The 26,427-nt window shown below is 36.3% G+C and carries 24 protein-coding genes; 9 read left to right on the top strand and 15 right to left on the bottom strand.

Translation table 11 applies throughout. The features are described 5' to 3' along the window. The first annotated feature begins 336 nt into the window (after nucleotides 1–336). A complete protein-coding gene (gmd, locus tag ABXG98_RS16785) occupies nucleotides 337–1,455 on the top strand; it encodes a GDP-mannose 4,6-dehydratase (RefSeq protein WP_353539852.1) in 1,119 nt (372 codons plus the stop codon). Nucleotides 1,456–1,479: 24 nt separating this feature from the next. After that, nucleotides 1,480–2,445 carry a GDP-L-fucose synthase gene (fcl, locus tag ABXG98_RS16780; protein WP_353539851.1) on the top strand — a complete coding sequence of 322 codons (966 nt, stop codon included), beginning with the start codon at nucleotides 1,480–1,482 and terminating at the stop codon, nucleotides 2,443–2,445. 18 nt (nucleotides 2,446–2,463) lie between these two features. Here fcl and ABXG98_RS16775 read toward each other — a convergent pair whose 3' ends face one another. From ABXG98_RS16775 to ABXG98_RS16755, 5 genes are read right to left on the bottom strand one after another with little or no spacing between them, the layout of a single operon-like run. Then, nucleotides 2,464–3,180, bottom strand: coding sequence for a VpsP family polysaccharide biosynthesis protein (locus ABXG98_RS16775; RefSeq protein ID WP_353539850.1), 717 nt, complete (start codon nucleotides 3,178–3,180; stop codon nucleotides 2,464–2,466). Between the two features lie 16 nt (nucleotides 3,181–3,196). Continuing rightward, a complete protein-coding gene (locus tag ABXG98_RS16770) occupies nucleotides 3,197–3,931 on the bottom strand; it encodes a tyrosine-protein phosphatase (RefSeq protein WP_353539849.1) in 735 nt (244 codons plus the stop codon). Further along, nucleotides 3,928–6,180 (bottom strand): GumC family protein, encoded by a 2,253-nt coding sequence (locus ABXG98_RS16765; protein ID WP_353539848.1) that lies wholly within the window; start codon nucleotides 6,178–6,180, stop codon nucleotides 3,928–3,930. The genes ABXG98_RS16770 and ABXG98_RS16765 overlap by 4 nt, the downstream gene beginning before the upstream one ends. 12 nt (nucleotides 6,181–6,192) lie before the next feature. Then, nucleotides 6,193–6,735 (bottom strand): polysaccharide biosynthesis/export family protein, encoded by a 543-nt coding sequence (locus ABXG98_RS16760; RefSeq protein ID WP_353539847.1) that lies wholly within the window; start codon nucleotides 6,733–6,735, stop codon nucleotides 6,193–6,195. An 8-nt stretch (nucleotides 6,736–6,743) separates the two neighbouring features. Beyond that, the gene (locus ABXG98_RS16755; RefSeq protein WP_353539846.1) at nucleotides 6,744–8,027 is read right to left on the bottom strand and encodes an outer membrane beta-barrel protein; all 1,284 of its coding nucleotides are present in this window, start codon (nucleotides 8,025–8,027) and stop codon (nucleotides 6,744–6,746) included. Nucleotides 8,028–8,285: 258 nt separating this feature from the next. On the opposite strand from ABXG98_RS16755, the gene ABXG98_RS16750 reads away from it, so the two are divergent. Next, on the top strand, nucleotides 8,286–9,689 hold the full coding sequence (locus ABXG98_RS16750; RefSeq protein ID WP_353539845.1) for an undecaprenyl-phosphate glucose phosphotransferase: 1,404 nt from the start codon (nucleotides 8,286–8,288) through the stop codon (nucleotides 9,687–9,689). 22 nt (nucleotides 9,690–9,711) lie between these two features. Here ABXG98_RS16750 and ABXG98_RS16745 read toward each other — a convergent pair whose 3' ends face one another. The 7 genes from ABXG98_RS16745 to ABXG98_RS16715 all read right to left on the bottom strand — a co-directional run bounded on the left by ABXG98_RS16745 (nucleotide 9,712) and on the right by ABXG98_RS16715 (nucleotide 17,823). Continuing rightward, the gene (locus ABXG98_RS16745; protein WP_353539844.1) at nucleotides 9,712–10,956 is read right to left on the bottom strand and encodes a WcaI family glycosyltransferase; all 1,245 of its coding nucleotides are present in this window, start codon (nucleotides 10,954–10,956) and stop codon (nucleotides 9,712–9,714) included. Continuing rightward, nucleotides 10,953–11,873, bottom strand: a complete 921-nt coding sequence (locus tag ABXG98_RS16740; protein WP_353539843.1) for a glycosyltransferase family 2 protein — start codon at nucleotides 11,871–11,873, stop codon at nucleotides 10,953–10,955. The genes ABXG98_RS16745 and ABXG98_RS16740 overlap by 4 nt, the downstream gene beginning before the upstream one ends. Next, complete coding sequence (locus ABXG98_RS16735) at nucleotides 11,873–12,442, bottom strand: LbetaH domain-containing protein (protein ID WP_353539842.1); 570 nt, start codon at nucleotides 12,440–12,442, stop codon at nucleotides 11,873–11,875. Before ABXG98_RS16735 ends, ABXG98_RS16740 begins: the two co-directional genes overlap by 1 nt. A 159-nt stretch (nucleotides 12,443–12,601) precedes the next feature. Further along, the gene (locus ABXG98_RS16730) at nucleotides 12,602–13,939 is read right to left on the bottom strand and encodes a hypothetical protein (RefSeq protein ID WP_353539841.1); all 1,338 of its coding nucleotides are present in this window, start codon (nucleotides 13,937–13,939) and stop codon (nucleotides 12,602–12,604) included. Then, entirely contained in the window at nucleotides 13,932–15,155 is a 1,224-nt protein-coding gene (locus ABXG98_RS16725) for a glycosyltransferase (RefSeq protein WP_353539840.1), read from the bottom strand. Before ABXG98_RS16725 ends, ABXG98_RS16730 begins: the two co-directional genes overlap by 8 nt. Then, nucleotides 15,152–16,285 (bottom strand): glycosyltransferase, encoded by a 1,134-nt coding sequence (locus ABXG98_RS16720; protein ID WP_353539839.1) that lies wholly within the window; start codon nucleotides 16,283–16,285, stop codon nucleotides 15,152–15,154. The genes ABXG98_RS16725 and ABXG98_RS16720 overlap by 4 nt, the downstream gene beginning before the upstream one ends. Nucleotides 16,286–16,422: 137 nt before the next feature. Beyond that, nucleotides 16,423–17,823: an MATE family efflux transporter gene (locus tag ABXG98_RS16715; RefSeq protein ID WP_353539838.1), complete on the bottom strand. Its 1,401-nt coding sequence runs from the start codon at nucleotides 17,821–17,823 to the stop codon at nucleotides 16,423–16,425. A gap of 454 nt (nucleotides 17,824–18,277) precedes the next feature. On the opposite strand from ABXG98_RS16715, the gene ABXG98_RS16710 reads away from it, so the two are divergent. The 6 genes from ABXG98_RS16710 to ABXG98_RS16685 all read left to right on the top strand — a co-directional run bounded on the left by ABXG98_RS16710 (nucleotide 18,278) and on the right by ABXG98_RS16685 (nucleotide 25,241). Continuing rightward, nucleotides 18,278–18,955 carry a PEP-CTERM sorting domain-containing protein gene (locus ABXG98_RS16710; protein ID WP_353539837.1) on the top strand — a complete coding sequence of 226 codons (678 nt, stop codon included), beginning with the start codon at nucleotides 18,278–18,280 and terminating at the stop codon, nucleotides 18,953–18,955. Between the two features lie 377 nt (nucleotides 18,956–19,332). Next, nucleotides 19,333–19,950, top strand: coding sequence for a transglutaminase-like cysteine peptidase (locus tag ABXG98_RS16705; RefSeq protein ID WP_353539836.1), 618 nt, complete (start codon nucleotides 19,333–19,335; stop codon nucleotides 19,948–19,950). 36 nt (nucleotides 19,951–19,986) lie between these two features. Next, nucleotides 19,987–21,954 (top strand): bifunctional diguanylate cyclase/phosphodiesterase, encoded by a 1,968-nt coding sequence (locus tag ABXG98_RS16700; RefSeq protein ID WP_353539835.1) that lies wholly within the window; start codon nucleotides 19,987–19,989, stop codon nucleotides 21,952–21,954. A 247-nt stretch (nucleotides 21,955–22,201) separates the two neighbouring features. Continuing rightward, entirely contained in the window at nucleotides 22,202–22,654 is a 453-nt protein-coding gene (locus ABXG98_RS16695) for a hypothetical protein (RefSeq protein WP_353539834.1), read from the top strand. Nucleotides 22,655–22,792: 138 nt separating this feature from the next. Then, nucleotides 22,793–24,175 carry an O-antigen ligase family protein gene (locus tag ABXG98_RS16690; RefSeq protein ID WP_353539833.1) on the top strand — a complete coding sequence of 461 codons (1,383 nt, stop codon included), beginning with the start codon at nucleotides 22,793–22,795 and terminating at the stop codon, nucleotides 24,173–24,175. 16 nt (nucleotides 24,176–24,191) lie between these two features. Beyond that, complete coding sequence (locus tag ABXG98_RS16685; protein WP_353539832.1) at nucleotides 24,192–25,241, top strand: OmpA family protein; 1,050 nt, start codon at nucleotides 24,192–24,194, stop codon at nucleotides 25,239–25,241. A gap of 214 nt (nucleotides 25,242–25,455) precedes the next feature. Here ABXG98_RS16685 and ABXG98_RS16680 read toward each other — a convergent pair whose 3' ends face one another. From ABXG98_RS16680 to ABXG98_RS16670, 3 genes are all read right to left on the bottom strand, one after another. Further along, nucleotides 25,456–25,677 carry a GNAT family N-acetyltransferase gene (locus ABXG98_RS16680; RefSeq protein ID WP_353539831.1) on the bottom strand — a complete coding sequence of 74 codons (222 nt, stop codon included), beginning with the start codon at nucleotides 25,675–25,677 and terminating at the stop codon, nucleotides 25,456–25,458. Between the two features lie 15 nt (nucleotides 25,678–25,692). Beyond that, entirely contained in the window at nucleotides 25,693–25,893 is a 201-nt protein-coding gene (locus ABXG98_RS16675) for a hypothetical protein (protein WP_353539830.1), read from the bottom strand. Between the two features lie 62 nt (nucleotides 25,894–25,955). Further along, nucleotides 25,956–26,378: a rhodanese-like domain-containing protein gene (locus ABXG98_RS16670; protein WP_353539829.1), complete on the bottom strand. Its 423-nt coding sequence runs from the start codon at nucleotides 26,376–26,378 to the stop codon at nucleotides 25,956–25,958. Nucleotides 26,379–26,427 lie beyond the last annotated feature (49 nt).

Genomic DNA, 26,427 nt, shown 5'->3' with positions numbered 1-26,427 from the left:
GTCGATTTTTTTTGCCTAAAAAAACTTGCCTGTGATGCGCTTCTTTCCAAAGAACACTTTCTACACTTCCAGATAAAACCTAAAAGGTTTAAGCATTCTATGCTTTAACCCTTATACCAGTTAAATGACTACAGTTTCAGGTGCTTTATAAGCTAGCATGTATTTCAACCATCAATTTAAAATCCATACAAACTAACTATTTTCTAGAGTAAAACCTAATTAAATAATGTTATGATTCATAGAAATAGAAGATACAAAACGCTGTTACTATGTATGAAGAAAGTGACAGTGTTCGTGTATTAATAGCCAAACAAAAAATAATAAGGTTGACACTAAATGAAAGTTGCACTGATCACCGGGGTTACCGGCCAAGACGGTTCTTATTTGGCTGAGTTGTTACTGGAAAAAGGTTATGAGGTTCATGGTATTAAACGACGGGCTTCTTCTTTTAATACTCAACGAGTTGATCACATTTATCAAGATCCTCATGAAGAGTCACCTAAGTTCCACTTACACTACGGTGATCTAACTGATTCGTCGAACTTGATACGTATTTTGAATGAAGTTCAACCAGATGAAGTATATAATTTAGGGGCACAATCACATGTGGCGGTTTCTTTTGAAACGCCCGAATATACCGCTGATGTTGATGCTATCGGTACATTAAGGCTGCTTGAAGCAATTCGATTTTTAGGCTTAGAAAACAAAACCCGTTTCTACCAGGCTTCTACATCTGAATTGTACGGTTTAGTGCAAGAGACCCCACAAAAAGAAACAACGCCCTTCTACCCTCGCTCTCCCTATGCAGTAGCTAAAATGTATGCATACTGGATAACAGTTAACTATCGAGAGTCTTATGGGATATATGCCTGTAACGGCATACTTTTTAATCATGAATCACCAAGGCGAGGCGAAACATTTGTTACCAGAAAAATCACTCGTTCTATTGCCAATATAGCGCAGGGGTTAGAATCCTGTTTACATTTGGGCAATATGGATGCTTTACGGGACTGGGGACATGCTAAAGACTATGTCCGAATGCAATGGATGATGTTACAACAAGAAAAACCTGAAGATTTCGTGATCGCGACGGGTAAACAAATTAGCGTTCGAGATTTCGTTCGTTTGTCTGCCAAACAAGCTGGGCTAGAACTCGAATTTACTGGTTCTGGCATTGATGAAATTGCCACTGTAGTAAAAATAAATGGTAATAATGCCAATTCGGTAAACGTTGGTGATGTCATTGTCCGTGTTAATCCAAGGTATTTCCGTCCCGCAGAAGTAGAAACCTTATTAGGCGATCCGTCTAAAGCTAAAAAACTTTTAGGTTGGACTCCTGAGATAACAGTTGAACAAATGTGCGCAGAAATGATGGACAATGATTTAGATATTGCAAAGCGCCAAGCCTTATTGAAATCTCATGGCTATAACACTGCAGTAGTAAAAGAGAGTTAAACAAGGTTAATTAGGAAAAACGTAATGAAGCATACTAAGCGGGTTTTTGTGGCAGGACATCAAGGCATGGTTGGCTCTGCTATTGTCCGTCAATTAGAAGAAAAAAATGTAGCGCTTGTCCTACGTGATCGTCAATCACTGGACTTGTTAAATCAACAAGCCGTTGCAGATTTTTTTCAAGCAGAACAGATTGATGAAGTCTATTTAGCTGCAGCAAAGGTAGGTGGAATTGCCGCTAATAATAATTACCCTGCTGAATTCATTTACCAAAACTTAATGATAGAGTGCAATATTATTCATAGCGCTCACTTGGCAGGTATTCAAAAACTACTCTTTTTAGGCTCATCTTGTATTTACCCTAAACAAGCGCAACAACCTATGGCTGAAAGCGCATTATTAACGGGTTTATTAGAGGCTACTAACGAACCTTATGCGGTTGCAAAAATTGCCGGTATCAAGCTCTGTGAAAGTTATAACAGACAATATGACAGAGATTATCGCTCGGTAATGCCAACAAACTTATATGGGCAAAACGATAATTTCCACCCAGAAAACAGTCATGTTATTCCTGCGCTTATTCGTCGGTTTCATCAAGCAAAACAAAATAATGATGATGAGGTTATAGCTTGGGGATCTGGCAAGCCAATGCGTGAGTTTCTTTATGTCGATGATATGGCTTCTGCTTCTATGCATGTAATGGCATTAGAGAAATCAGCTTATTTGGCCAATACCCAACCTATGTTAAGTCATATAAATGTCGGGACTGGCATTGATTGTACAATTCGGGAACTAGTCGAAACAGTGGCAAAAGTGGTTGGTTTTAAAGGCGATATAACCTTTGATACTAGTAAACCCGATGGTGCTCCAAGAAAATTAATGGACACCAGTCGTTTAACGGCATTAGGTTGGCAGTTTAAAACGCCATTAGAAGAAGGACTAAAGTTAAGTTATCAATGGTTTCTAGACAACCAAGATAGCTTTAGACAATAGTGTTTCTCTGAATTTATTTTACAAACAAAGCATACTTTTTTGTTGTTGTGTATCAAAATCATAACTGTTCAACCAACGACAAGCTAGTTGTTCGACTTTATGTCTTTTAATAATAGTAATGGCTGAATGGGCAAATGGTGAATTTGCCTGCTTTAGCATTTCTTTTAAATGTATTCTCAATCCCTTGATCACTTGTACTGTGTATTGACTCTTATTTTGATACAAATAAAAGCCTATTTCTAACCAAGCTTGATGCACTTCCATCACATAAGGGCCATATTTATCTGCCTGTTTTAAATAGTCAATAAGCTCTTGGTCAATTTCACCTAAACGCCATTTTAGTATTGCAAGGGTAGCCCATGTTACTGGCCATGTTGGACGCAATGCTATTGCATCAAGATAATAGGACTTTGCTTGTATTAGCCGTTGTTGTTTTTGCTGTTCACCTGCAAATAAACTGGTGATTGCTCCCCACTCATATACTAAACCTTGGGTAACCATGTATTGAGGGTTTTGGGGGTGCTCATTATTAGCGCGTTCAATTGCTTGTAACGCAACATGATACTGATTCCGCTCTGTTAACTCATGTTCAAGCCAAAACTCGGTTAATTGATGTGTTGAGTAAAAGTTCAAATTCGCCTTTCCCATTTTTATTGCTTGCCAGCAAAAAAAAAGCAACATAAAAATTATCGCTATCAAGGTGGCTTTTTTAACTAGAACAGGGAGGTTAATCATGTAATTTCGACGCTTGCTAAGTGAACGCAGAAAATTTGCTTTCACTGATCAGTTTTGGAATCTCATAAACAAGTTGATGCGCCTTTTCTAGACCAACCAGCTCTGCTACCTTAGCTTTTGCCTGTGAAAGTTTCGGTGGTCTACGTTTAATGCTGTGAGCATCCGTTGCTATAATCGATACCAAATCATCTAAAAGTAGCTTATAACTTAATTGTTGAATCTTTTCTCCAAAATCACCACAAACAGAGGCTGCAGTTATTTGAAATAAACAGCCAGTCCTAGCTAATTGTTTAAATTTACTAAAATCTGCCAAAATGTCTCGATTACGCTCTGGATGTGCAATCATAGCGATAATGCCGTTCTTTTTTAACCAGTTGATCAGTTGCTCTGTACCTGCAGGGACGTGGCTGTGAGGCAACTCTAACAATAACACCTGTTGTTCCTGCCAAAGCCCGATGAAAGGTAATTTATTTTGTTTAGCTAACACCATAATTTCAGGGCAAAGTCTAACTTCTGCAGCAAAAGCTAGCTCGATATTGAGTGAGTGATGCGTTACTTGCTCTTTTAACTGGGAAAAGACATCCGTAATACTTGCTAAAGTATTATCGTAAATGCCTGGTTGAATATGAGGAGTACAAATTATACGCGTGATACCATCATCTATCGCGGCTTGAATTAAACTCAAGCTTTCATCCATAGTTTTTGCACCATCATCAATACCAGGTAATACATGGCAATGCAGATCTATCATATGTCTTTTGCTACCTTACTGGTTTTTTCTTCTCTATCTAAATCCGTTTGAGAATTATAACCATATTGATCATAGTACCCGGTATATTCACCGTATTTAGCTGCCGCTTTAAGGTCCACTTGATTTAATACTATACCGTCGATACGAACACCTGCTTGTATCAAACGGCTTAAACCCGCTTTAATCATTTTTTCGCGCGTACTATCGGCTTTAACGATATAAATTAATGAATCACTTTGCTTGGCAACAACTACGGCATCGCTTACTGCTTGGGTAGGTGCAGTATCTATTACAATTCTATCGTACTGATGTTTGATAGCGTCTATAAACTGATTAAATTGATTGGAAGCCAATAATTCCTGGGGGTTCGGCGGCAAAGAACCAGCAGTTATAATATCTATACCCGATTGCTCATCTTTAACAATACATTCGCTGATATCATGTGTCCCTGAAATAATATTAGACAAACCTGGTTGATAAGCAGGTAATTCAAAGGTTTTAGCAATGGAAGGTCTGCGCATATCAGCATCTATAAGCAACACATTTTCTAGTTGAGCTAAGGCAAAAGACAGATTAATAGATACACTGGTTTTACCTTCTGCGGGAACCGAAGAAGTGACTGAAATCACCTTAGCCTCATGCTCAATATTGAGTAGTAAAAGGCTGGTTCTCAAGGTTCTAATCGATTCACCGAAGCCGTGCTCTTTAGCATCAAAAAACAACCTTAAAGGCAAGCTTTGACTTCGAGCGACCTTCTGCAGAGGCAGCAAGCCTAACATGCGTTGCTTAAGCTTATTTTCGACATCATCAACCGAGCGGATACCATCATTTAATAATTCAAATATAAACGCTAATAATATACCCAGACCTAGACTGACAATAAAAGCAAGACCGATAATAACTTTCTTTTTAGGGCTAGAGGGACGTAACGGCGGCAAAGCCGCATCCACTAGACGAGCATTAGCTGATTGAAACTCCCCTACTTCTTTAGTTTCTTTTAATCGTGTAAAAAACGCACTGTACAACTGTTGATTCGTTTCAACTTCGCGTTTAAGTTCTTTCTGCTTACTATCTATGCTCGATAAGGCACGAAAGTATTGTCTTTTTTCATTAACTGCTTTGGCTAAACTCATTTCATTAGTTTTAGCACTCTCATATTCATTACTAATTCCCGAGAGTAGGAGCTTGACTTGACTGCTAAGGTTTTCATTAGCAGATTTTAATTCAGATTGAGCAGCAATCATCACCGGATGTTTAGGACCAAAGATTCCTTGTAATTCTGACACTTTTGTTCGTGCGATTTGAGCAGCTTCATTGACATTTTGAATTAATTTATGATTTAACACTTCAGGTAGAGCAATGAGTAAACCAATATCATTACCTTTACTTTGGACTAAACTATAGAGTTGTTCACTTTGCTTTAATCGTTGTCTAGCTTCTGAAAGTTGACGGGTGAGATCCTGTAATTCTTTAGCCTCAAGCCCCTTAATGCCGTCTATATCAACCAATTGCTCTTTATTTTGATAAGCTTGTAATTGAGCTTCAGAGCGCTCAAGTTTATCTTTTAAAATACTTAATCGCTCATTTAACCAACTTGACGCTTTTTCAGTCATATTCAATTTAGCTTCAAGGTGATTTTCTATATAGACTTCCGCCAATAGATTACTCACATCCGCAGCTAAAACTGGAGAGGCAGACACGAATGAAATATTAACAAGTTGAGTTTTGCGAATGGGCGAAATAGTTAGACGGGAAATAAACTCCTCAATCACTTTTCTTTTTCTTATGCGTAATTTGTCTTGTTCAGATAGCAGCTCTAATTGTTGCGGCAAAAAAGGTAATAACGCTTTTAGCTTATTCATTAAGCTAAACTGCTGAGGTTGTTTATCAGGATCAAATTCTGGGTGATCAACAATATTAAGCTTTTCGACTACACGACGAGCAATTTCTTTTGATTTTAAAATTTCGAACTGGGTGAATAAGTAGTCTTGTCGACTAGAATCAAACCCATACACTTCTTCGATAGAGACAACATTTGCTTGTTCTGCTTGTATCAATAAAGTAGCGGTAGCTTTATATTGTGGGGTAATAGAAAAAACAATAACTGCCGCTAATAAAGTGATAACACTTGCCAGACTAATAATTCGCCATTTAAATCGTTGAATAACCTGTATATAGTATTTCAAATCTAGGTGTTCAGTTCCTTTCATTCCTGTCTTTTCTATCGAATCTAATGGAGTGAGGCTCATTAATACAAACTCTTAAAAATAACTTTGTTTAACAGTGACAATATCACCCGGTTGCAACAATGCATTGCTATCAACATTGACTGATTTCTGCTGGGGATCATTACTGCGAATAATAAAAATTTTACTTAAGGAGGCCCTTTCTGTGTAACCTCCAGCTAATGCTGATGCTTTACTTATAGTTAAGCCGGGTTGAAATGGATAAGCGCCTGGTTTTTCGACTTCTCCATCGATAAAAAAAGGCCGATATTCAATGATACTCACTGAAACAGTCGGGTTTATCAGGTAATCCCCTTTCAAGCCAACATGTATCAAATTTTGAAACTCGGCAGCCGTTTTTCCTGCCGCCTGTACTTGCCCTAAAAAAGGGTAATCTATAGTACCTTTATCATTAAGAATACTTTCAATCGACAAATCTTGCTGGCCAAATACAGTAATTCTTATCTTATCTCCTGCCCCTAAGCGGTAATCAGAACTTGATTGGGCATTAACACCTGAGATAACAGTAAAAAAAAACATTAATAATAGATAGTGTAATTTTTTGTTAACTGTAAACATGTTTACCTCTAAAACAATGCAATACGTGCGCCTAAGGATATCAAATTTCTATCGTATTCTAAATTAGTTCGCGTGCTTTCTCTGTCATTGTATACATAATCAAGGGAGAAACTTAACCAATAATTCATATCGTAAAAAACACCTGCAGTAATACCAGTGTTATTATCTTCGCGTATTTTACCAATATCGCCAGTGTAAGTATCTTTACTAATAGCGTAATTAAATTTAGTACTTAGTCGATCTTTCCATTCATGACGCCATTCAATTTCATGTTGGGTGTTATTGATTAAATAACCAAGACCATCTGTTTCTATTTCAAAGAATCCCTCACCATTTGTTTCATGAGGCTCCCTGCTAGAACTAATGGTAAACGTGGTGTAGGTTTTAGGTTTCCAAATGACTTCAGCTTCCCAATTAATGCCATCAAAATTCTGACGTTCAGCTAAATCGAAGTCCTTCTGCACGTAGCCAACTTTAGCAAACCCCGTGGTAAGTGCTGTAGCTTCCCACTTTAAACCTAACATTACATTTTGCTCTATGCTAGATAGCTCTTCAGAAGGTCTAGCGGTGTAATCATAATTAATATCAGTATTCCATGCCTCTATAGTGATATCTGTTGCAGCCCCTATTTTATAATAAAAGGTGCCACCTATTTCTGTATTCTTACGATCTCGGGTTGCGGTATAATCATAAATATCGTTCGTCGATGGGTTTACTATATAAACACCGCGATAATTATTATCCAAATAACCTAACTCTAATTCTAAGCGAGCATCAGCTGTTATGGCGCCATAAGTATATTGGATACCGCCAAATACTTGTTCAAAAGTATCAGGCTCATGTTGCTGTTCAGTGGTTCCAATTGAAAAACGAGTTCCTCTCTCTTCATGAGAAAAGATATAGCCACCTTGCACCATCAAACGATTTCGGTTATTTATTTCATAATTCAATTTACCTGACACATCATGATCATTATAACTGTCATCACCGCTGGCATGATAAGCACCATGAGTAAACATCCAATCTAACTCAACATTATGTTTACCAAACTCTCCAAATTCTCGTGTTAATTTGACACTGGGCTGAAAGATAGTGACCCATGAGTCAATATCATCAACTTTTTCACTAGCAACATTACTATCATGACGCTGTTGGAACTTAACTAATGGCGTGAGCAAAAAACCACCAACAGGTATACTCTGATCGTCCCAACTATTTTCGTCAAATGAAGAGGCGTTACAAACCAATGGTATTAGCGCTCCACAAATCAATGTTTGTTTTATTATTTTCATAGTTAAATCTCTGCAATTCCCTTAATTGAAAAATACTTTTTCTGCATAAACCTGTATAACATAGTCAAAGTAAATAATGGTAACTTACCATATATCAAAATTGAAACGACAATTAATTATACCATTTTGACAATGTTAATTGTTTAAAAAATATAAATATTTACAATTATAGCATGTAGCGCCCACTATTTTCTTTTTTCAATCACTATAAATAGTTACACTGCGACAAGTATAAGCATATCGAGGAAGCTAACAACAATGTCAAACGATTTACTGAACACCATTCAAAGTAGTTATTCTGCATTATATCGCACCGTAGATATTGTCATAATAAGCCTATTATTTTTGGTTGCATTGTACTTACATGACGTTCAGTTTACCATTCAATATCAATTGGTACTTTTAATCAATATTGCTTGTTTTTTATTCTTTTCACAAACTTTAGAACTTTATAGATCATGGCGAACCGCTTCAACAATAACCATGATAAGTTACACAACCTTCACTTGGGTTATAGGCTGTACCATATTAATAACGTTAGCCTACTTTAGTAAAACAGGGACCTATTATTCACGCTTAGTTATAGGTACTTGGTTTGTATCCACGGCTATTTTCTTGAATTTATGGCGATTAATGTTCAGAGCTATGCTATTTCAATTTCGTCGCTCTGGCATTAACACAAAGCAAGTAATAATAATAGGAGCGACCCCTACGGGTATAAATTTAGCAAACCAAATTGATAATAATCCTCAACTGGGTCTAGAAATAACTGGTTTTTACGACGACAGACCTCTTCACAGACTTCCTAACCTTGCAAATAATGCACTCATGGGCACTATTGAAGAAGGCATTAAATTAGTTAAAGAAAATCCCAATATAAGTGATGTCTACATTGCCATGCCAATGAAAGCAGAAGAACGAATCACACATATACTCAATCAATGTAGTGACACCACAGCAACGGTGCACATTATTCCTGACTTTTTCATTTACAATATTTTGCATGCAAGATGGCAATATATTGGAAATATACAAACGTTAAGTATTTTTGATTCTCCTTTTGAAGGTTTTAACCAAACATTAAAACGAATCGAGGATTTGGTACTTGGTAGTTTGATTTTAATTATGATCACTATTCCAATGATTTTCATTGCATTAGCTGTGAAGTTAACATCAAAAGGCCCAATAATTTTCAAACAACAACGTTATGGTCTAGATGGGAAGGAAATAGAGATATACAAGTTTAGATCAATGGCTTTGGTGCCAAAAACGATAGACAAAGTGGTACAAGCAACCAAATTTGATGCGCGAATTACCCCTGTAGGGGCATTTTTACGACGAACCTCTTTAGATGAGTTACCTCAGTTTATCAATGTATTACAAGGTAACATGTCTATTGTTGGGCCCCGTCCCCATGCGGTAGAGCACAATGAAGAATATCGAAAGTTAGTGCATGGTTATATGTTAAGACACAAGGTAAAGCCTGGTATAACTGGCTGGGCTCAGGTTAACGGCTGGCGCGGAGAAACAGATACCTTGGATAAAATGGAAAAGCGTATCGAATTTGACCTCACTTATATTCAGCGATGGTCGCTGCTTTTCGATATTAAAATTATTTTTATGACGATATTTAAAGGCTTTGTTAATAAAAATGCTTATTAATTTGATAACAAGCAATATTTAACTATTTGTTCACTAACTGCTTTAAATCTTCATAAAATTTGCTCAAGATTTTGTCTTTGCCTAAATGTTGCTCGGCAAATTTGCGGGCTATTGAGTTATGTATAGTTGTATCCATGCTTAATAGCTTATCTAAAGCGATTTTAAGAGCTGATATATCTTCCGGCTCGATCAAGGTATATATGCCAACATGTTTAACGGCCAGTTTTCCTAACTCTGTGTTCTGCTCAGCAGCCACTAACGCATGCCCACCTGCAGATAAAATATTGGTAAGTTTTGAGGGTAATACGGCATCTGCCACGCCCTTATTCTGAATAACTAAATGAACATCAGCCAAGGCAAGCATCTCTGGTACTCTTGACCATGGCAGCAAGGGTTTAAAATACAGATTATCTAATTGCAACTGACGAGCTAGGTTTTGTAAACTAGCTAAATGTACACCATCACCAACCAATACAAATTTAATACGTGTATTTGCCATATACTGTTTTGCTGCAGTCAGTACTATTTCTAATCCTTGTTTTTTTCCTATATTTCCAGCATACAAAACAATTTTATCGCTATCTTCAAATCCCCAGTCTTTTTTTAAAGTGTTGCCGCAAGTATTAGGTGTTACGAACTGCGTATCAGACCAATTAGGAAAAAAAATTAATTTTTCTTCCGCCACGCCTTTCTCTTTTGCAATATCAATCATACTATATGAAATAGTTGAAATAGCATCAAACTTCGCCATAAGCCAGCTTTCAATTTTCTTTGCAAAGCTGGCTAAAAAACCCTTTTGAGCATTTTTTTCGCCTAAGAGCCCTAAACCAAACATTGCATCAAGCTCATAATCTTGTATGTGCATTATCGACTTTGCCCCTATGATTTTACAATATAGAAGCGCCGCAGGAACGCAAAACAACGTTGGCTGCACAATAAACAGTACATCTGGTTTTAGTTTGAATAAGGTACATAAGCGCATAGCAGAACTAAGTGAAAAACTGACTAAATGTAATATTCGTTTTAAAAAACTGATTTTATTAGGTACGTAAAGAGGGCATCGGTAGACAGTTGTATTTTCGTCTAAACTTTTAGTCCATTTATTTTTGAAATTTTTATGGATTTTCCATTCTGGATAATAAGGCTGCGCGGTCAATACGTGTGCTTCGACCCCCATTTCAGACAAGGCTGAAATCATTTCGCCATTGTATTTCCCAATACCCGTTAGTTCTGGTGAATAATTCAGACTATATAATAGAAATTTCAACGTATCTTCAACCCTGTTAAATCTTCGAGCTTAGAGATTCTATCTTCGCTAGATTCTACTCCTTCTAATATTTTTTCTGCTTCGTAAACCCTCAAATCGACCAGGGAACGATACCAATATCCTTGGAAAAAATGAAATGCGAAACCTTTTTTTCCATCAAGGAAACCTAGACGAAGAAAGTAACGATATAAAAAATATAACAAAGGTCTCACGAAAATCGGCAATCTATTGTAAAGGCTTTCCTTTATCATTCTTTTTATTTTTGCTTGAGAGCTTTCAGCATTATTTTTAATCGCTTCATCTGTAGTAAACAACTGATACTTTCGATTTAATATATCTAGCATTTCTCTATCAGCATATTTGTTATGCTTATCGGTCCACCACCGAGTGTTATTTAAGTTATCATCTACAATATGACCATGTAACCGATCAGTTGCAGTATTCTCATCAAGGGAAATATGTTCATCCATCCAACGGTTTTCTATTCGTCCTTTTCCATGTCGCCAAATCCTGAGCAAGTCCAAAGGATAAACTGCTCCCCATTTAATCCATTTTCCCAAAAAAAAGTATTTCCGCCTAATATAAAACCCAGCAACATGATTCTCAACATTGGCAAGTACTTTAGGAATTTCTTGAATCAAGTCTGTTTCAATATACTCATCTGCATCCATTCTCATTATCCACTGGGTATTAATGGGACAATGATCCAATCCCCACTGAAATTGATCCGCATAGTTTTGCCAAGTACGCTGGTAGACTATAGCCCCTAGTGATTCACAAATTTCCACTGTATTATCTGTTGAATAACTGTCTACAATAAAAACGTTATCTACCACCGGCAGCAAAGATTCAATACACCTTCTAATGTGTTTTCCCTCATTATGAGTGAGGATGAGTACTGATAAAATATTGGTCATTATTCTTCCTTCCAAGAATCCTCTTTTGCACGTTTTTTTATTTTTTTTGCTGGGTTTCCAGAGTACACAGTCCATTCTTCAAGATCTTTAAATACAACTGCTCTTGCACCAACAACGGCACCTTGATTAATTGTCACTCCAGGACCTATAAAGGCTTCCGAGGCAACCCAAACATGCCTACCAATTAAAATTGGTCTTGCAATTAGGTTAAATTGAACTGATTCATAATCGTGAGTACCTGTACAAATATGGGCGCCCTGTGAAATCAGAGCATGATTTAATAATTGCACTTTTGCTTGATTATAGATATTTACATCATTTGCAAGACAACTGTGCTCCCCCAAAACAAGATTCCATGGAGCCCATACTCTTGCTTTGGGATATATATTGGCAGTATCAGCTACGGTAGCCCCAAAAAACCTGTATATTAACACTCGGTACCTCTTCAAAAATGTCGGACTAAAACGAATCAGGATTTGATATGTTATGCCCCAAATCAGTCTTTTGATTCTATTTCCAATAGAGAAACTTGGTGCCGTTCGACTTGCCCTATTTTGTGTGAAACTCATTTTTATTTAACCCCCCGCGCATTATCATCTCTCATGTACATTTTTTAATTAATAGACATAGTAGTCGGAGTTTAAAAATTGTTTATGTGCTTTATCATTACCAGAACAACACATAAGCCTTCTTTATTTAAGACTCTATTAAATGTAAGCTAGAAATTGCTAAGTATTTGTATTACTAACATCATTATTATTTTGATCAAATAATCGCTGACTTTTATTACAGATAACACCTAACACAAACATGTAGGTGATTATCAGATAGTATTGTTCAAATAGATTACTTGTAAATAATGATAAAATAAAAATGGCTATTAATAATTTAAAGTACTTCGATACTTTTGATGAGCATATAAAATACGATAGTATGAAAACACTCAATACACCTGTCCAAAAAACAATAGAGCCAATAAGCCCAAGTTGAAAAAAAACTGTAAGTAACGTATTGTCAACTAACCAATTAAATCTATATGACTCTGGTAGTCCCCCTACTGCATTGACTAAAGAAAATGCCGTATTAGTACCAATTCCGAGCCCTCTTCCGAAAAAAAATTCCACTGGTTCCGCATGCAACAATATTGAACTATAGCGAATAAAATTATCAATTCGACCACCGCTAGCTAGGGATGTTTCGAAGATGTCACCTCGACCAACAACATCAATCATAGTGCTATAAAAAATAACTGTGGCAACAGGAAGAGCAAAGACAAAAATAACAATCAATAGCTTTCGATCTAACCGAGCTTTCAATATATCAAATAAAACAAAAGAAAAGCATAGAAACACACATATCATAGCAAAACGGGTGCCTGATGCTAGTGCTACAATTAGACAAAGAAAAAGCAAAAGCGTTTTTTTATTCTGTGATATATCAAGATAAACTACGGAAAGTAACGCAACTGACACCGAAAAGAATCCAGCTAAACCTGCATTAGAGAAAACCCCCGTTAATCTAGAGCTTCCTATACTCAGACCATGTTCAATCCCAACCAACCTTAACTGAAAAAAAATAAGAAGAACATTAACACTTAAAGTAAATAACAACACATTGAAAATAAGGTTATCTTCTCTGATGTGAGTCCCGGAAACGAGTGCTAGTATAAAAAAGCCAAAAGCTACATGTAGGAGCAGCAGCCAACGGACTCCCGCCAATAGAAAGAACAAAGGGCTGAGATCTAAAAAAAAACCTACGACGCCAAAGATAAAAACTAGGAACAACCAAATGAAATAGGCTTTCATGGCGAGAATTGCAGTAGCGTTTGATGTGGTAAAAGTTAGTTTAACCGGCCAGTACACTCCATAAGCAACCAGAAAAATATCTTTAAGGTATTTAATATAGCCTGACTCTTCCATTAAAGAACGACCCAGTGTCCACATCACAACATCGCCTCTTAGAATAATATCTAGAGTGACAGGAACATATTGCACAAAACCTAAAACGATAAATAAAATAATACTGCTAGTGACAAATGAAATAGACAGATTTAAGTGATTAGTCATTTCTCAGGTCTCGATTAGTAATAACACTTACCTTTGTATTATCGATATTTTTGGCTTCGATTACATTTTGTACAAGTACATTGTAAAGCTCTTCTGCGGCAATACGAATATCAAATTGTTCATCAAAACACTTTTTTGCTCTTAACGACATTAGCTCTTTATCTGATTGCTGCAATTGTTGCCAGTTTAACAATAATTTACTAATACCCGCTAAGGTATCTTCAGCCACTAAACCTGCACCATAGCTGCTCACGATACCATGTATGTTTACTTTATTGGAAATCAAAACAGGGACAGAGCAAGATAATGCCTCTGCCACTACAACACCAAAACTTTCTTGATGAGAAGGTAATAAAAAAACCTCTGCAGACTTAATGGCCCCCCATTTTAAGTCATCTTTGAGCATTCCTGTCCAAATAATCTTATCAGTTAGCCCTACACTCGGTATTTTATTTAAAATTTTTGCTTTATAATTTTTAGTGTCAGGTCCAGCAATCACCAAACATAAAGAAGGATCAATATTATGCTTATTTTTAATAAATGCATCACATAAAATATCAATACCTTTAATTGGGTCTATTCTGCCCATAAAGAGCACAACCCGTCGATTTTTAAGCATAGGAAAAGAATCAAGAAATAATTTTTGTTGATTATATGCATTCCCATTGTTTTGTGTTGTCCCAAAATTAAGGACAATATCTTCTAATTCATATGGCCAAAAACTTCTTTTAGCATCTTCTTTTTCCTCAGGATTTGTAAAAATCACATAACGCGCTTTTTTAAGCGTGATCCTTTCTGATAACAACCAATAAACACTTTTTTTTAAATGTTTTAGCGGGTGTTGCTTTCGAAACCAGCTAGCCAGCATTCCATGGACGTAGACAACATATGGTTTTTTCGCTCTCAAGCAAGCTTTTCGAGCAGCATAACCATGAAATTGCCATAATCCCTCAATAATGACGATATCATAATCGTGAACCTTTTTATAAAGCCAACTGAGAAAGTTGAAATTCAATCCAAAAGTCCCAAAACCTTTACCTCTAGCAAATGTTTTGAGAGGAATGTTTTTGATGAAATCAGAGTTCTCATTATCCAAACTTGCTAATTCTACCGAGCAACCAAAGTCTTTTTCTAAAATCATTGAGCTTCTTATAACACTCTCTATTGGCCCACCACCTCTTGGGTCGACACTTGATAAAACTCTCAAAATTTTCATATTTTTTCTACAATGAAGTCACGAAGCGCTGACCTAGAATAATTTATTTCTATGTATTGGCTGGCTTCTTTTATTAATTGCTGTTTAGATAAATAAATGTCTTTTGATTTAAGAATTAATTTACTCAGTTCTTTATTATCTCCTGAATAAATCTCAACAGTATTTGACACTAACTCATTTATTACAGGTAGCTCGGTAGAAATGACCAATTTTCTCAGATAAAGATATTCACACACTTTGAAAGGAAATATACCATTATTACTACTCTTAATTGGCTTATGGGGATTAAGCAATACATCTGATTCATTCATTTCTCTATAGAGTGTCTCTTCATCGATTAGCCCTAAATAACGAACATCTGGATGTTGTTTTGCTGCATTATAAATCTTATCAGCCATGCTCCCTTTACCAGAAATCGTTAATCGGCAGCCTTCAGGCATATTCTCAATAAGCTCAAGAAGGGCCGTACCTCCTTTTTCTGCATCCAAACCACCAAAATAACCAACCCTGATAGAATTACTATTTTGAAATGGTGTTTGAATATTCACTTGTGTAATACGATCATTAAGCAATGTGGGTAGTATAAATTTTGCTTTATCATCAGCAACACATAACCTACCCTGTATTTCAGCATTGACAAAAGTAAACGCTGATGCTTTTTTCATCGCAAATTTAAACGAAAGACCATCCAGCATATCTTTTAGATTGAGCCCACCTCTATCTCTAGAAAAGGGTAAATCTTCGATTTCATATACTAAGGAAGCATTATTCTTGTTTGCTAATGCGAATACATTTTCAAACCAATAACCGTTATAAAGCCAAACAATTGAACTTTTAAAACAGCGCGAAGTAATGCGTGTAAAAAAACAGAAGATAGGGTTAATTGCTTTACCTAACCTACGATATGGCGTTGTAAATGGTGTGATCTCAACAACTTTAGCATCGCCCACTTTTGATTTAGTAATTTTGGTTCTAGCAAACTTTGAATTTATATGGCTAGTATTGACTAAGAGTACGCGTTTTCCGCTCTCAGTAAACAGTTGAATGATTGTCTCAATTTTTTTTGCACCCGCTAAATTTTCTTCTGGGGAGTATGCCGCTACAAAAACGACTCTTTTTTTATGTACCATGATTATCTTATTTAAATGGTTTTTATATACAATTAATTTCAATCAAGTATTTTTTAATATGAAAAGCATAGATCTACGTCGAAATACACTTTTTCATTATACATACTATTCTCAAAACAGCCTTTATTATTTCCATATCAAACTAGTGCATGATTCTTAGTTAAATGCCGTATTTTAAGATAAGACTCTATGCTTAGCATCATAACTTTTAATCCATCACCTAAAACAACCATAACTAAAAAGCAAAAAGGTAGAGAGTAAGAGTCTGATAACCACAAGCCAAAAAACACACCTAACAGAGGAAATATCAACCCATAATAGGCTTGCCCCAAAAAACAATTCAACCCATTTAGAAACATACTAAAGGCACTATTAAACGACTGTAAAACTCCCCAAATACCACATACAATCAAGAGCTCCTTTGAGGGTATAGCGTCGACACTATTAGCCCACCAACTTACCAACTGTTGTCCACTGAACACAAAAAGAAAAGCAAAAGGTACTGATAACAGTAGTGCTAATAATAAAGACTTACGAAGCGTATTTTTAATCCACTCAACATCGTTCCTTTCAATTGCTTCACCATAAGCAGGCCAAAGCGGCTCTAAAAACACCCCTATTGCCATTATAAGGACACTTAGAATACGTTGAGACAAAACAAAAGGCACAATTGCTTTTGCGCCAAAAGATACAGCCAACACCATGAGCGGGCCATTAGTCATCACAGTTGCGCCTATTTGAGCCCTTAATCCTTGAAAACCAACTTTTGACATATCTTTAACATACTCAAAAGAAATTTTTGTAAAACGGGGAGCGAGGTAAGCTTTTTGTTTAATAAACCTAAATGCAGCAATATATACAATGACACTTGGCATAATCGTATAAAGAAAAACCATAACAGGCAAAGATTGTTCTAGATAAACGCAGAAAAATACAGAAACAAGCCCAAGCAATCGACCTATAACAAGAGTTGCATTTGCTGTAACTCCTTCTTGGTAAGCTATAAAGACTCTGAGAAATAACCCTGCAGGAACGCCAAGAATGAAAACGAGTAAAATAGTAACAGCTGTCGCATTAGCTGTGCTTGCTAAATCTTTACTAACATCAATCAAGGACGAAATATCAATCGCTTGTATAATTAAATATGAAATTATCATTATGACACAAGATATTAGCGTAATAAGGAATAAGGAAGAAGATATATAGTAGGAAGGTTTTGCTTTGTTGTTACTCCCAAAACATTTTGTTAGTGATGATTGAAGACCAATTGACATACCAAAATCTGCAAAAGACAGAAAAACCACAAACCCGGTTAATGCCATCCAAATCCCAAATTTTTCAGCCCCAAAATAAGGTAATGTTAACGGTACAGTGATTAAGCCCGCTAATACATTTATAATTTTGGCAAGGGTTCCCATTGCAGCAGTTTGTGCAATTCTTCTAGCCCTTTCATTCCTTTGACCTTCCTTTGTAGATATGTCATAGGGTTTTGAGCAAATAAGGGTGACCAAAGATTTTGTTTTTCCAATAAAACTCATTTATATATGCTCTTATTCAACGATAGAGGTTGTAAACATTAAGGTAATTTAAACAAACGATCTGAGGATCAATGCACAGACAATTTAAGAATTTTTTTCATCATGAGTTAATCCTTCACAACAATAGTAGCAAGAGCATACCTTATTGACACAACAACTTAAAATTTAAGTTGTTTTTATTAAAATTATTCATATCTAATAGTTAATGAAATTTGACTAGTGGGTATTTTCAGCTCATAATTGTAGGATGTGATGCTTAAATTTGAAAATAACCAGCCAGCATAAATAAACGTTAGTTTGTTTATGTCAGATATTTTTACAGAGTTAAACATCTTTTAAAAAAATAACAAGCAAAAACAACAAGTTAAAGACATGGCCTTTTTATTGCATGTATACAATCAGTTTTGTTATTGTATTTTTTAGCTAAATATTAGCTATTATTAAGGAACTTAGAATGAAAAAGTTTGCTATCACAGTATTTAGTTCGCTGTTATTACTTATAAGCTCTGCCAATTCCAACGCAGGTTTACTTCTAAATGGCTCATTTGAAGCCCAAGACATAGGACCAAGCCAGTTTCTCTCTGTAGATGCATCTTTAGTTGATGATTGGCAAACAACAGCTTCTGACAACAAAATTGAAGTTTGGAATAATGGCTTTCAGGGTGTAAACGCATTTAACGGGAAGCAGCATGTTGAATTAAACGCAAATGAAAGTTCAACATTATTTCAAGATGTTTCTGGTATTGCTTCAGGGAGTTTACTAGATTTCTTCTTCGCTCACCGTGCTAGAGCTCACTGGGATAGTCAAGTAGATCCAAACTCTGTTTTTGATGAAATGCAGCTATCCATCTCAGATGTTGTAACTGGAAGTATATTATTTTCACAAAACTATAGAACAGGTCTAGAGTGGCAACTTTACACTGGTAATGACGTTGCAACAGCGACTGGTAATACTTTACGTTTTGCCTATACCTCAATAAACACTGCTACAGGTGATAACACTATTGGTAATTTTCTAGATTATGTCGGATTTGGTACTAATTTAGTTGAAGTACCAGAACCTAGCTCTATTGCTTTATTAGCTCTTGGCCTATTAGGATTATCTTCGAGAAAACTAAGAAAAATCAAATAACTCTTCTAGTTAGAAACAATATTATGCCGGGTATTTCGTACTCGGCTTTTTAATTCTCTCAGATTATCCTCACTTATTTTTAGATAGAACTTTATTCTTTCACTCCTAGTTCCATTGATTTATATTACATTGTGGCACTATTTTTCCCATTGTTTAAACCTTCTTGCCTATACCGCTCTTCTATCGTATATTTAAATAAAAACTCTTCCTGAAGTCTATGTTGTGAAGATCTCTTATATATTCAAAGATATCTAACACTGACAATTTCTCTACAACTGATCAATTAACATTGGAAATTGAAGTAATTGAAGCAACGGATATTAATTCGAATACAATGTGTATGCTCATTCACATCATGCTTGATGCTGTATTCTTTCTTGTGCTCTTTTATTCTGTTTGCTCAAGCCGACTCCCCTCTTGACATATTCCCCCCTGGTCTTTTCGACCGCGTAGAACAGGAATACGGTAAAGATGCTAGAAAACGCGTCAAGAACTGGCAAACACTAGTTAATGAAAACCAATCGGGTTCAGAAAAAGATAAACTGCATCAGGTAAACCGTTTTTTTAATCGTATTCGTTTTGTTGATGATATCAGGGTTTGGCAGCAGGAAGACTACTGGGCGACTCCAGTCGAGTTTTTGGGACGAAACGCTGGCGACTGTGAAGACTTCACTATCGCTAAATATTTTACCTTACGAGCTTTGGGTGTACCTTCAGAAAAACTACGCTTGATGTATGTCAGAGCATTAAGACTTAAACAATCTCATATGGTATTGGCTTACTTCGAACAGCCAGATTCTATGCCGCTAGTACTCGACAACATCAATAAAAAAATACTTCCTGCAAATTATCGTAACGATCTTCAACCAATTTATAGTTTTAATGGTGATGGTTTGTGGGCAGCAAAAGCACAAGGACGTGGTAGAAAAATTCAAGATAAAGGTGGTCATAGTTTATGGGAAAATATTATTAATAAAATTGAACATGGCCAGTAATTAATTTTAAAACAAAGTAAAAATAAGAAGATATTTATGAGTTTATCTAAACAATTATATTTGGGATTGATCTTTGTATTAACCTTGGTATTTATTTCCACCTTGTGGATTAATGTTGTCAATACGAGTGACTATATTAATAAACAACTTGCTTCCCATGCCCAAGATACGGCAACCTCTTTAGGGCTTTCAATTAAACCTTTCATCGCAAACCCTGATGATTTGCCTATGGTCGATGGTATGATCAATGCCATTTTCGATCATGGTTACTACCAGCAAGTGATATTAAAAAGTAATACGGGTGAAGTGATTATTGAGAAAGTAAACCCAAAAGCAATTGATGCCGTACCACTTTGGTTTATGAAACTTTTTCCTTTATCGCCGCCCATTGGAACAACAGAAGTTCATGCGGGATGGGTAAAACCAAAAACACTTGAGATCATCAGCCACCCAGGCTTTGCCTATGCAAAACTGTGGGATAGTGCCAAAAATAGTACTTGGATGATTTTAGCTTTATTTTTAGTTGCCGGTGCCATGGTATACTTAGTACTTAAAACCATTACTGACCCAATAAAAAGAGCAGCAAAGCAGGCGGATGAAATTTGCCAAGGTAACTTTGTTCAAGTTACTGATATTCCAAAACCAATAGAATTAAACCTTTTTGTCAATGCCATGAATCGAATGTCTAACATCTTGCAAAAGATGTTTGATGAATTGACTCAACAAACATCTAAATACCAGCGCTTTGCTTATATTGATGAACTCACGGGCATTGCCAACAGGCGGGCATTTAACAATGAATTTGAGTCTCTTTTAGCAAATAAAGAACATAACGGTACAGGCTTTCTGGTGATTATACGATTATCTAGCTTGGACTCTGTAAATAAATCTCAAGGATATGTCGCCGGTGATGCTTATGTTACCGAAGCTGTAGCAACCCTTCATAAAGTTTTTAAGGATATTAAAGGTCACCACAATCATAAAACATATCGGCTGGCAGGGGCAGATTTTGCAGTTATCATACAAGAATGCAGTGAACAGCAATGCCAGGAAATAGTTATCTCGTTACTAGCTCAGTTTAACCAGACGCCTTTTCCAACATCAAATAACAATCAAGCGCCGGAGATAGCAACTAAGTTTTCGCATATTGGCATAACAAACTATTCAACAAATAGCGAAATGAGCCAAGTACTGGTTCAGGCTGACAACGCGCTGTTAGAAGCTTCAACTAATGAGCTTGGTTGGTGTTTGTCTGATCAAACACTACCCGACCAAGGTAACATAACTTGGAAAAAGGAATTAGATCAATTATTACAACAAGACAGAGTCGTTTTTGCCGCACAGGCAATACATAATAAAAAAGGAGATGTCCTTTACCATGAACTTTTTGCTCGTTTTAGCCATATAAAAGCGCTTACACCTATTCCTATGTCGCAACTGATGTTAGTGGCTAAACAACATAATTTAACCCAAGCGTTTGATACATTAGTTATCAATAAAGCGCTAGAGTACCTAAACAGTGCTCCGAGACCAATAGCCTTAAATTTGAGCCCCGCGTCTTTAGGGCAAGCACAATTTTGCCAATGGTTAATTAATCTCCTCGAAACAGTTAAGCCGCTTTGCCAGTACCTGACCTTTGAAATCAGTGAACAAGCGCTTATTCAATATGCTGATAATGTATGTATGTTTACAGATAAAATCAAACAACTTGGTTGTAAGATAACCCTAGAGCATTTTGGTGCTAGCACCTCATCTTTTACACACTTGATGAGAATAAAACCTGATCATGTAAAGATAGATGGCAGTTATTGCCAACGAATTGATCTATCGAGAGAAAACCAATTATTCGTGCAGTCTCTAGTTAATATCGCTCACAGTCTACAAATTACTGTTATTGCTGAGCTGATAGAAACTCAAGCACAACATACTCAATTAGCAGAGTTATTTGTGGATTATTTTCAAGGCTTCTATATTGATAAACCATCATTAATACACAAGGATTGAAAACTTTATCAATGAGTCAGTCAAATGAGTCAGTCAAATGAGTAAAAACAAGGGTAAAAAATCAAAATTAAAGATGCTTGTGGTGTTAAGCTTAACCTTGGGTTATACTGGTAACATGTGTTTATAAATTGAGCAAACCTCAATTTAAAAGTTAATAGTTTAATTTCAAAATAATACACAAAATTAATCTTAGTATAATGTGGTCTATGTTACGTTTAAGTAACTTAAGTTTGGTAGGAGAAGTACAATGAAAAAAGTAATATTAGGGATTGCCCTAGGTCTGAGTTTGACTAATATGGTATCAGCAGTTGAACAAGCTGATGCGCCTGTTGCCGATATAAATTGTACTAACTTTAATACTATTTTGTCTGAAACACCTTCAGCCCAAGCATCTGTATTTAATGAAAGTGTTGCACAATTGATTGTAAGCTGCCCAGCTATTGCTGACCAAATCATCGAAAAGTCAGTGTCTTTAGTACCTGCAAATAACCATCAAGATTTGATGCAAGCAGCCGCAGATACAGGTCTGATAGCGCCAACTGATGTTTTACTTGCCGCTATAGCTGGTGGTGGTAATCCTGCCACACTATCTGAGCCTACTGCCGGTGGTAACCTTTCTATCATCCCTGTTTCAGCAGCAACTGCACCGCCAGTAATTGGTGGTCGTAATGGTGGTACTGGGCCAGCATCTGATAATTAAAACTTGATGACATACAAAATTTTAAAGGCCCTCTCAGGGCCTTTTTTATAACAACTTTATCATTGTGGCTTAATCTCTTATCATTGCATCACAACGTGTTATAACTATAGCGCACCAAACATAAAATGACTCAACTCTATGGAAAAACTTAATAACGCACTGTTTTACTGCTTTCTTACGCTTATTTTTTGGGTGCCTATTCCTCTAGGGTCTAATCGCCCTTGGGCTTGGTCAATTATAGAAATTGTTGCTTTTACTTTGTTGGCAATCTATTTAATGACTTCCATCAAAAGTAATGAAAAATTTAGCGATAAACTTCATTATTACAAACCATTATTATTGCTCTTTTTAACAGTACAATTATGGCTGGTTTTACAATATTTGCCCCTTCCTGATGCCATTTTATACACAATGAGTCCAAATCTACACGATATTTATCGGTATTTCCCTGACAAAATAACCACCCTTTCGTTAGACCCCGCACAAACCAAAGTAGCTTCATTAAAAGGGCTTGCTTACTTTTGTATAATGTTGCTGTCCATTTTTCTGATAACCAACGAAAAAAGGCTAAAATTAATGCTAACGGTCATGGTATTGTCGGGTACTTTTCAAGCGGTATATGGTAGTTTACAAGCGCTTTCTGGTAACAATTTATCATGGGTACTTGAGGTGCCTAATAGCAACATCGCCACGGGTGGTTTTATCTATAAAAATCATTTCGCCAACTTTTTATTACTTTGTATTGCTATCGGCATAGGTCTGCTAGTTACCTATTTGTCAAAGCAAAAAATGACCACTGGCCGTGCAAAACTCAGACAGTTAGTGGCTTCACTTCTTGATGGTAAAGGGGTCATTAGGATTGCGCTTGCTATTATGGTGATAGCTTTAGTAATGTCGCGCTCTCGTATGGGTAACGCCGCTTTTTTTATTGCTATGACCTTGACAGGAATTTTTGCTTTCATCTATTTCAAAAATCGTAGCAAAAATTTGTCTTTTTTGCTGATCAGCCTTTTTGTTATTGATACTTTCATACTTGGCTCTTGGTTTGGACTTGATAAAGTCAAACAACGAATGGAAGAAACTAGTTTCAGCAGAGAAACACGTGACGAAGTTAACATCTACGGCCTTGAATTAATAAAAAAATTTCCTATTTCGGGCACAGGTGCAGGTAGTTTTTACACCGTTTTCCCCATGGTACAACAAGAAAACCTATATATTTACTATGACCACGCTCACAACGATTATTTACAGTTCGCGATAGAATACGGCCTGCCAAGCACGTTGTTACTTGGGGTCATTGTCTTGTGGAGCTTGTGGCAAACAGGCTACACCATGAGACATCGGCGAAATAATTTGATGAAAGGTACCGCCTTTGGCTGTATGATGGCAATTACGGGGATGATAATTCATATCAGTGTTGACTTTAACTTACAAGCACCAGCTAATGCTGTTTATTTTGTTCTCATCATTACGCTTGCATGGCAATCACGCTATTTATTAAGATATCAACAAAAAAAATAAAAAGGACCATTTACTCATGTTCAAATTTCAATTTAAATGTGCTGCTACATTACTAGTGTCATCATTTTGTACTTTGACATTCGCTATTGAGCCACCAAAAGCTGAAGATTTAGTTAGTAAAATGTATGGCGGCATACATGGCCTTTATATACAAACAGATAACGACCGATTAACCACAACTGATCCAGCATCCTATATGGACTATGGAACAGGTATTGGTGGTGAAATTGGTTATCGCTGGCTACCATCAACAGAGTTTAGGTTGTCTTATAGTCGATTTGATCTCAATGCAGCGAAATCTGGATTTCAAGAACCAAATGGTGCAACAACATCGGTAGATGTGTTATTTTTTCCTTCCGAACAAAACTTTTATTTGTTAGCTGGAATTAACAATTTAGACATTGTTAACTCGCAAACCTCAAGTAATTTAGGTGCAGGCTATCGTCATTATTTTAGTGAAAGAGCAGCACTTTATTTCGAATCAAAATACAATTACCAGTTCTCAGAGCGTTATGATGATTTATCCAGCCAACTAGGGTTTGTATATTTCTTTGGCGAGAGTGCTAAACCAGCTAAACCTAAAGTAATCGCTCCGCTAGATACCGACAAAGATGGTGTGATAGATACGAAAGATAAATGTCCAAGAACACCAATGATCGATAAAGTCGATATTAATGGTTGTACCCTATTTGAAGGGCAATCAATCTCAAAACAATTATTAGTTAACTTCGATCACAACAAAACAGAAATCAAACCAGAGTTTGATGATGAAATAGCAACAATGGCACGCTTTCTAAAAGCTAATCCTAGTCTTACACTAACCATTGAAGGACATACTTCAAGTTTGGGCAGCAAGCAATATAACCAAACCCTTTCACAAGAACGAGCCAACGAAGTAGTCAAGGTGTTGATCTCAACACATGGTATATCATCAAACAGACTATCTGCTGTAGGTTTTGGTGAAGAGAGGTTAATCAATCCAGAGAACTCTGCAATGGCTCATGCTCAAAACCGCAGAATCATGGCTACAGTAGAATTAGTAAAAAAAGTCCCAGTAAAACGATAATTTAACACAAGCTATGCTTGAGTTTTAACGGCGCTTCAAGGATATTATTAGCGGATCTGTGACTTGTTACTTGCTTATGAAAGCCACTATTCATTTTACTAGCACTGCAACAGTTACCAAATAGAGGGAGTTAATATTAACTTCCTCTATTTGACTTTATATTGACAATGTCTATTTTCAGTAACACCATCATATAAAGCTTCCCCTTTAACCGCTAAATCGACCAAAAAAAACGTTGTTTTACTTTGTTAATGGCACCTAGTTTGTGATAAAACTTAATCGCTTGGTGATTATCCTCTGGGGTTTGCCATTGAATAACATTAATGTTTTCAAACTCTGCAACCTCTTTTAATTTTTGCATTAATTTCAAGCCGATCCCATACCCTCTAGTTGCTTCAGTCAAATATAAACAATCAAGGTAAAGGTACCAATTCATCCCCCATGTTGAAAACTATTTTATCACCGACATATAGCCTATAAGATTATCCTTCCTTTCGACAACGTAAATGATTACAGGCAGAGCCTTTAAATTGTTCATTTTTTGATGTTTGTGGATTTCAATATCACCTCCTTCATAAAGAGCATGCTCTTTCATCAGTAATGATAAAGGTTTTTTGTCGTTATCTGTTGCAACACGAATACAATATTCCATCTAATATCCTAAAGTACTTAAAAAGTTACGTTGAATAACCAAGATATTTAAAACACTAAAAGTTATTTTTGAATTTCAGCTACTCTACGGTTAACAGGATAACGTTCAAAGTCTTCCCAATAATGTATACCACCGATCATTTCTTTCACCTGAAAGCCTAAACTAGATATTTTTCCTGCAGCCTTTGTAGCACCGTTACACCCAGGGCCCCAGCAATAAACCACAAACAATGTGTCTTGCGGGTACTTTTTAAATGAATCACTATTTATTTCACTGTGTGGCATACTTAATGCCGTTATAGCATGACTTTTATCGAAAGCTTCTTTGGATCGTACATCTAATAAAATATAGTGTTTCTTTCCTTCTTTCATATCTGCATAAACATCAGAGCAGTCTGTTTCACATGTAAGTTTGGCCATAAAGAAACTATGTGCTTGTTGAGCCGGTGCCGCTTGGTTATAAAATGCGTTGGTGGTGTTGTGCATAAATACTCCTCGTATTTTGAGTTATCTTGAACAAAATAATATCGTTCAT

The organism is Colwellia sp. KU-HH00111, assembly GCF_040362745.1.
GTDB lineage: Bacteria > Pseudomonadota > Gammaproteobacteria > Enterobacterales > Alteromonadaceae > Colwellia.
This window is presented reverse-complemented; position numbering and strand designations above follow the sequence as displayed.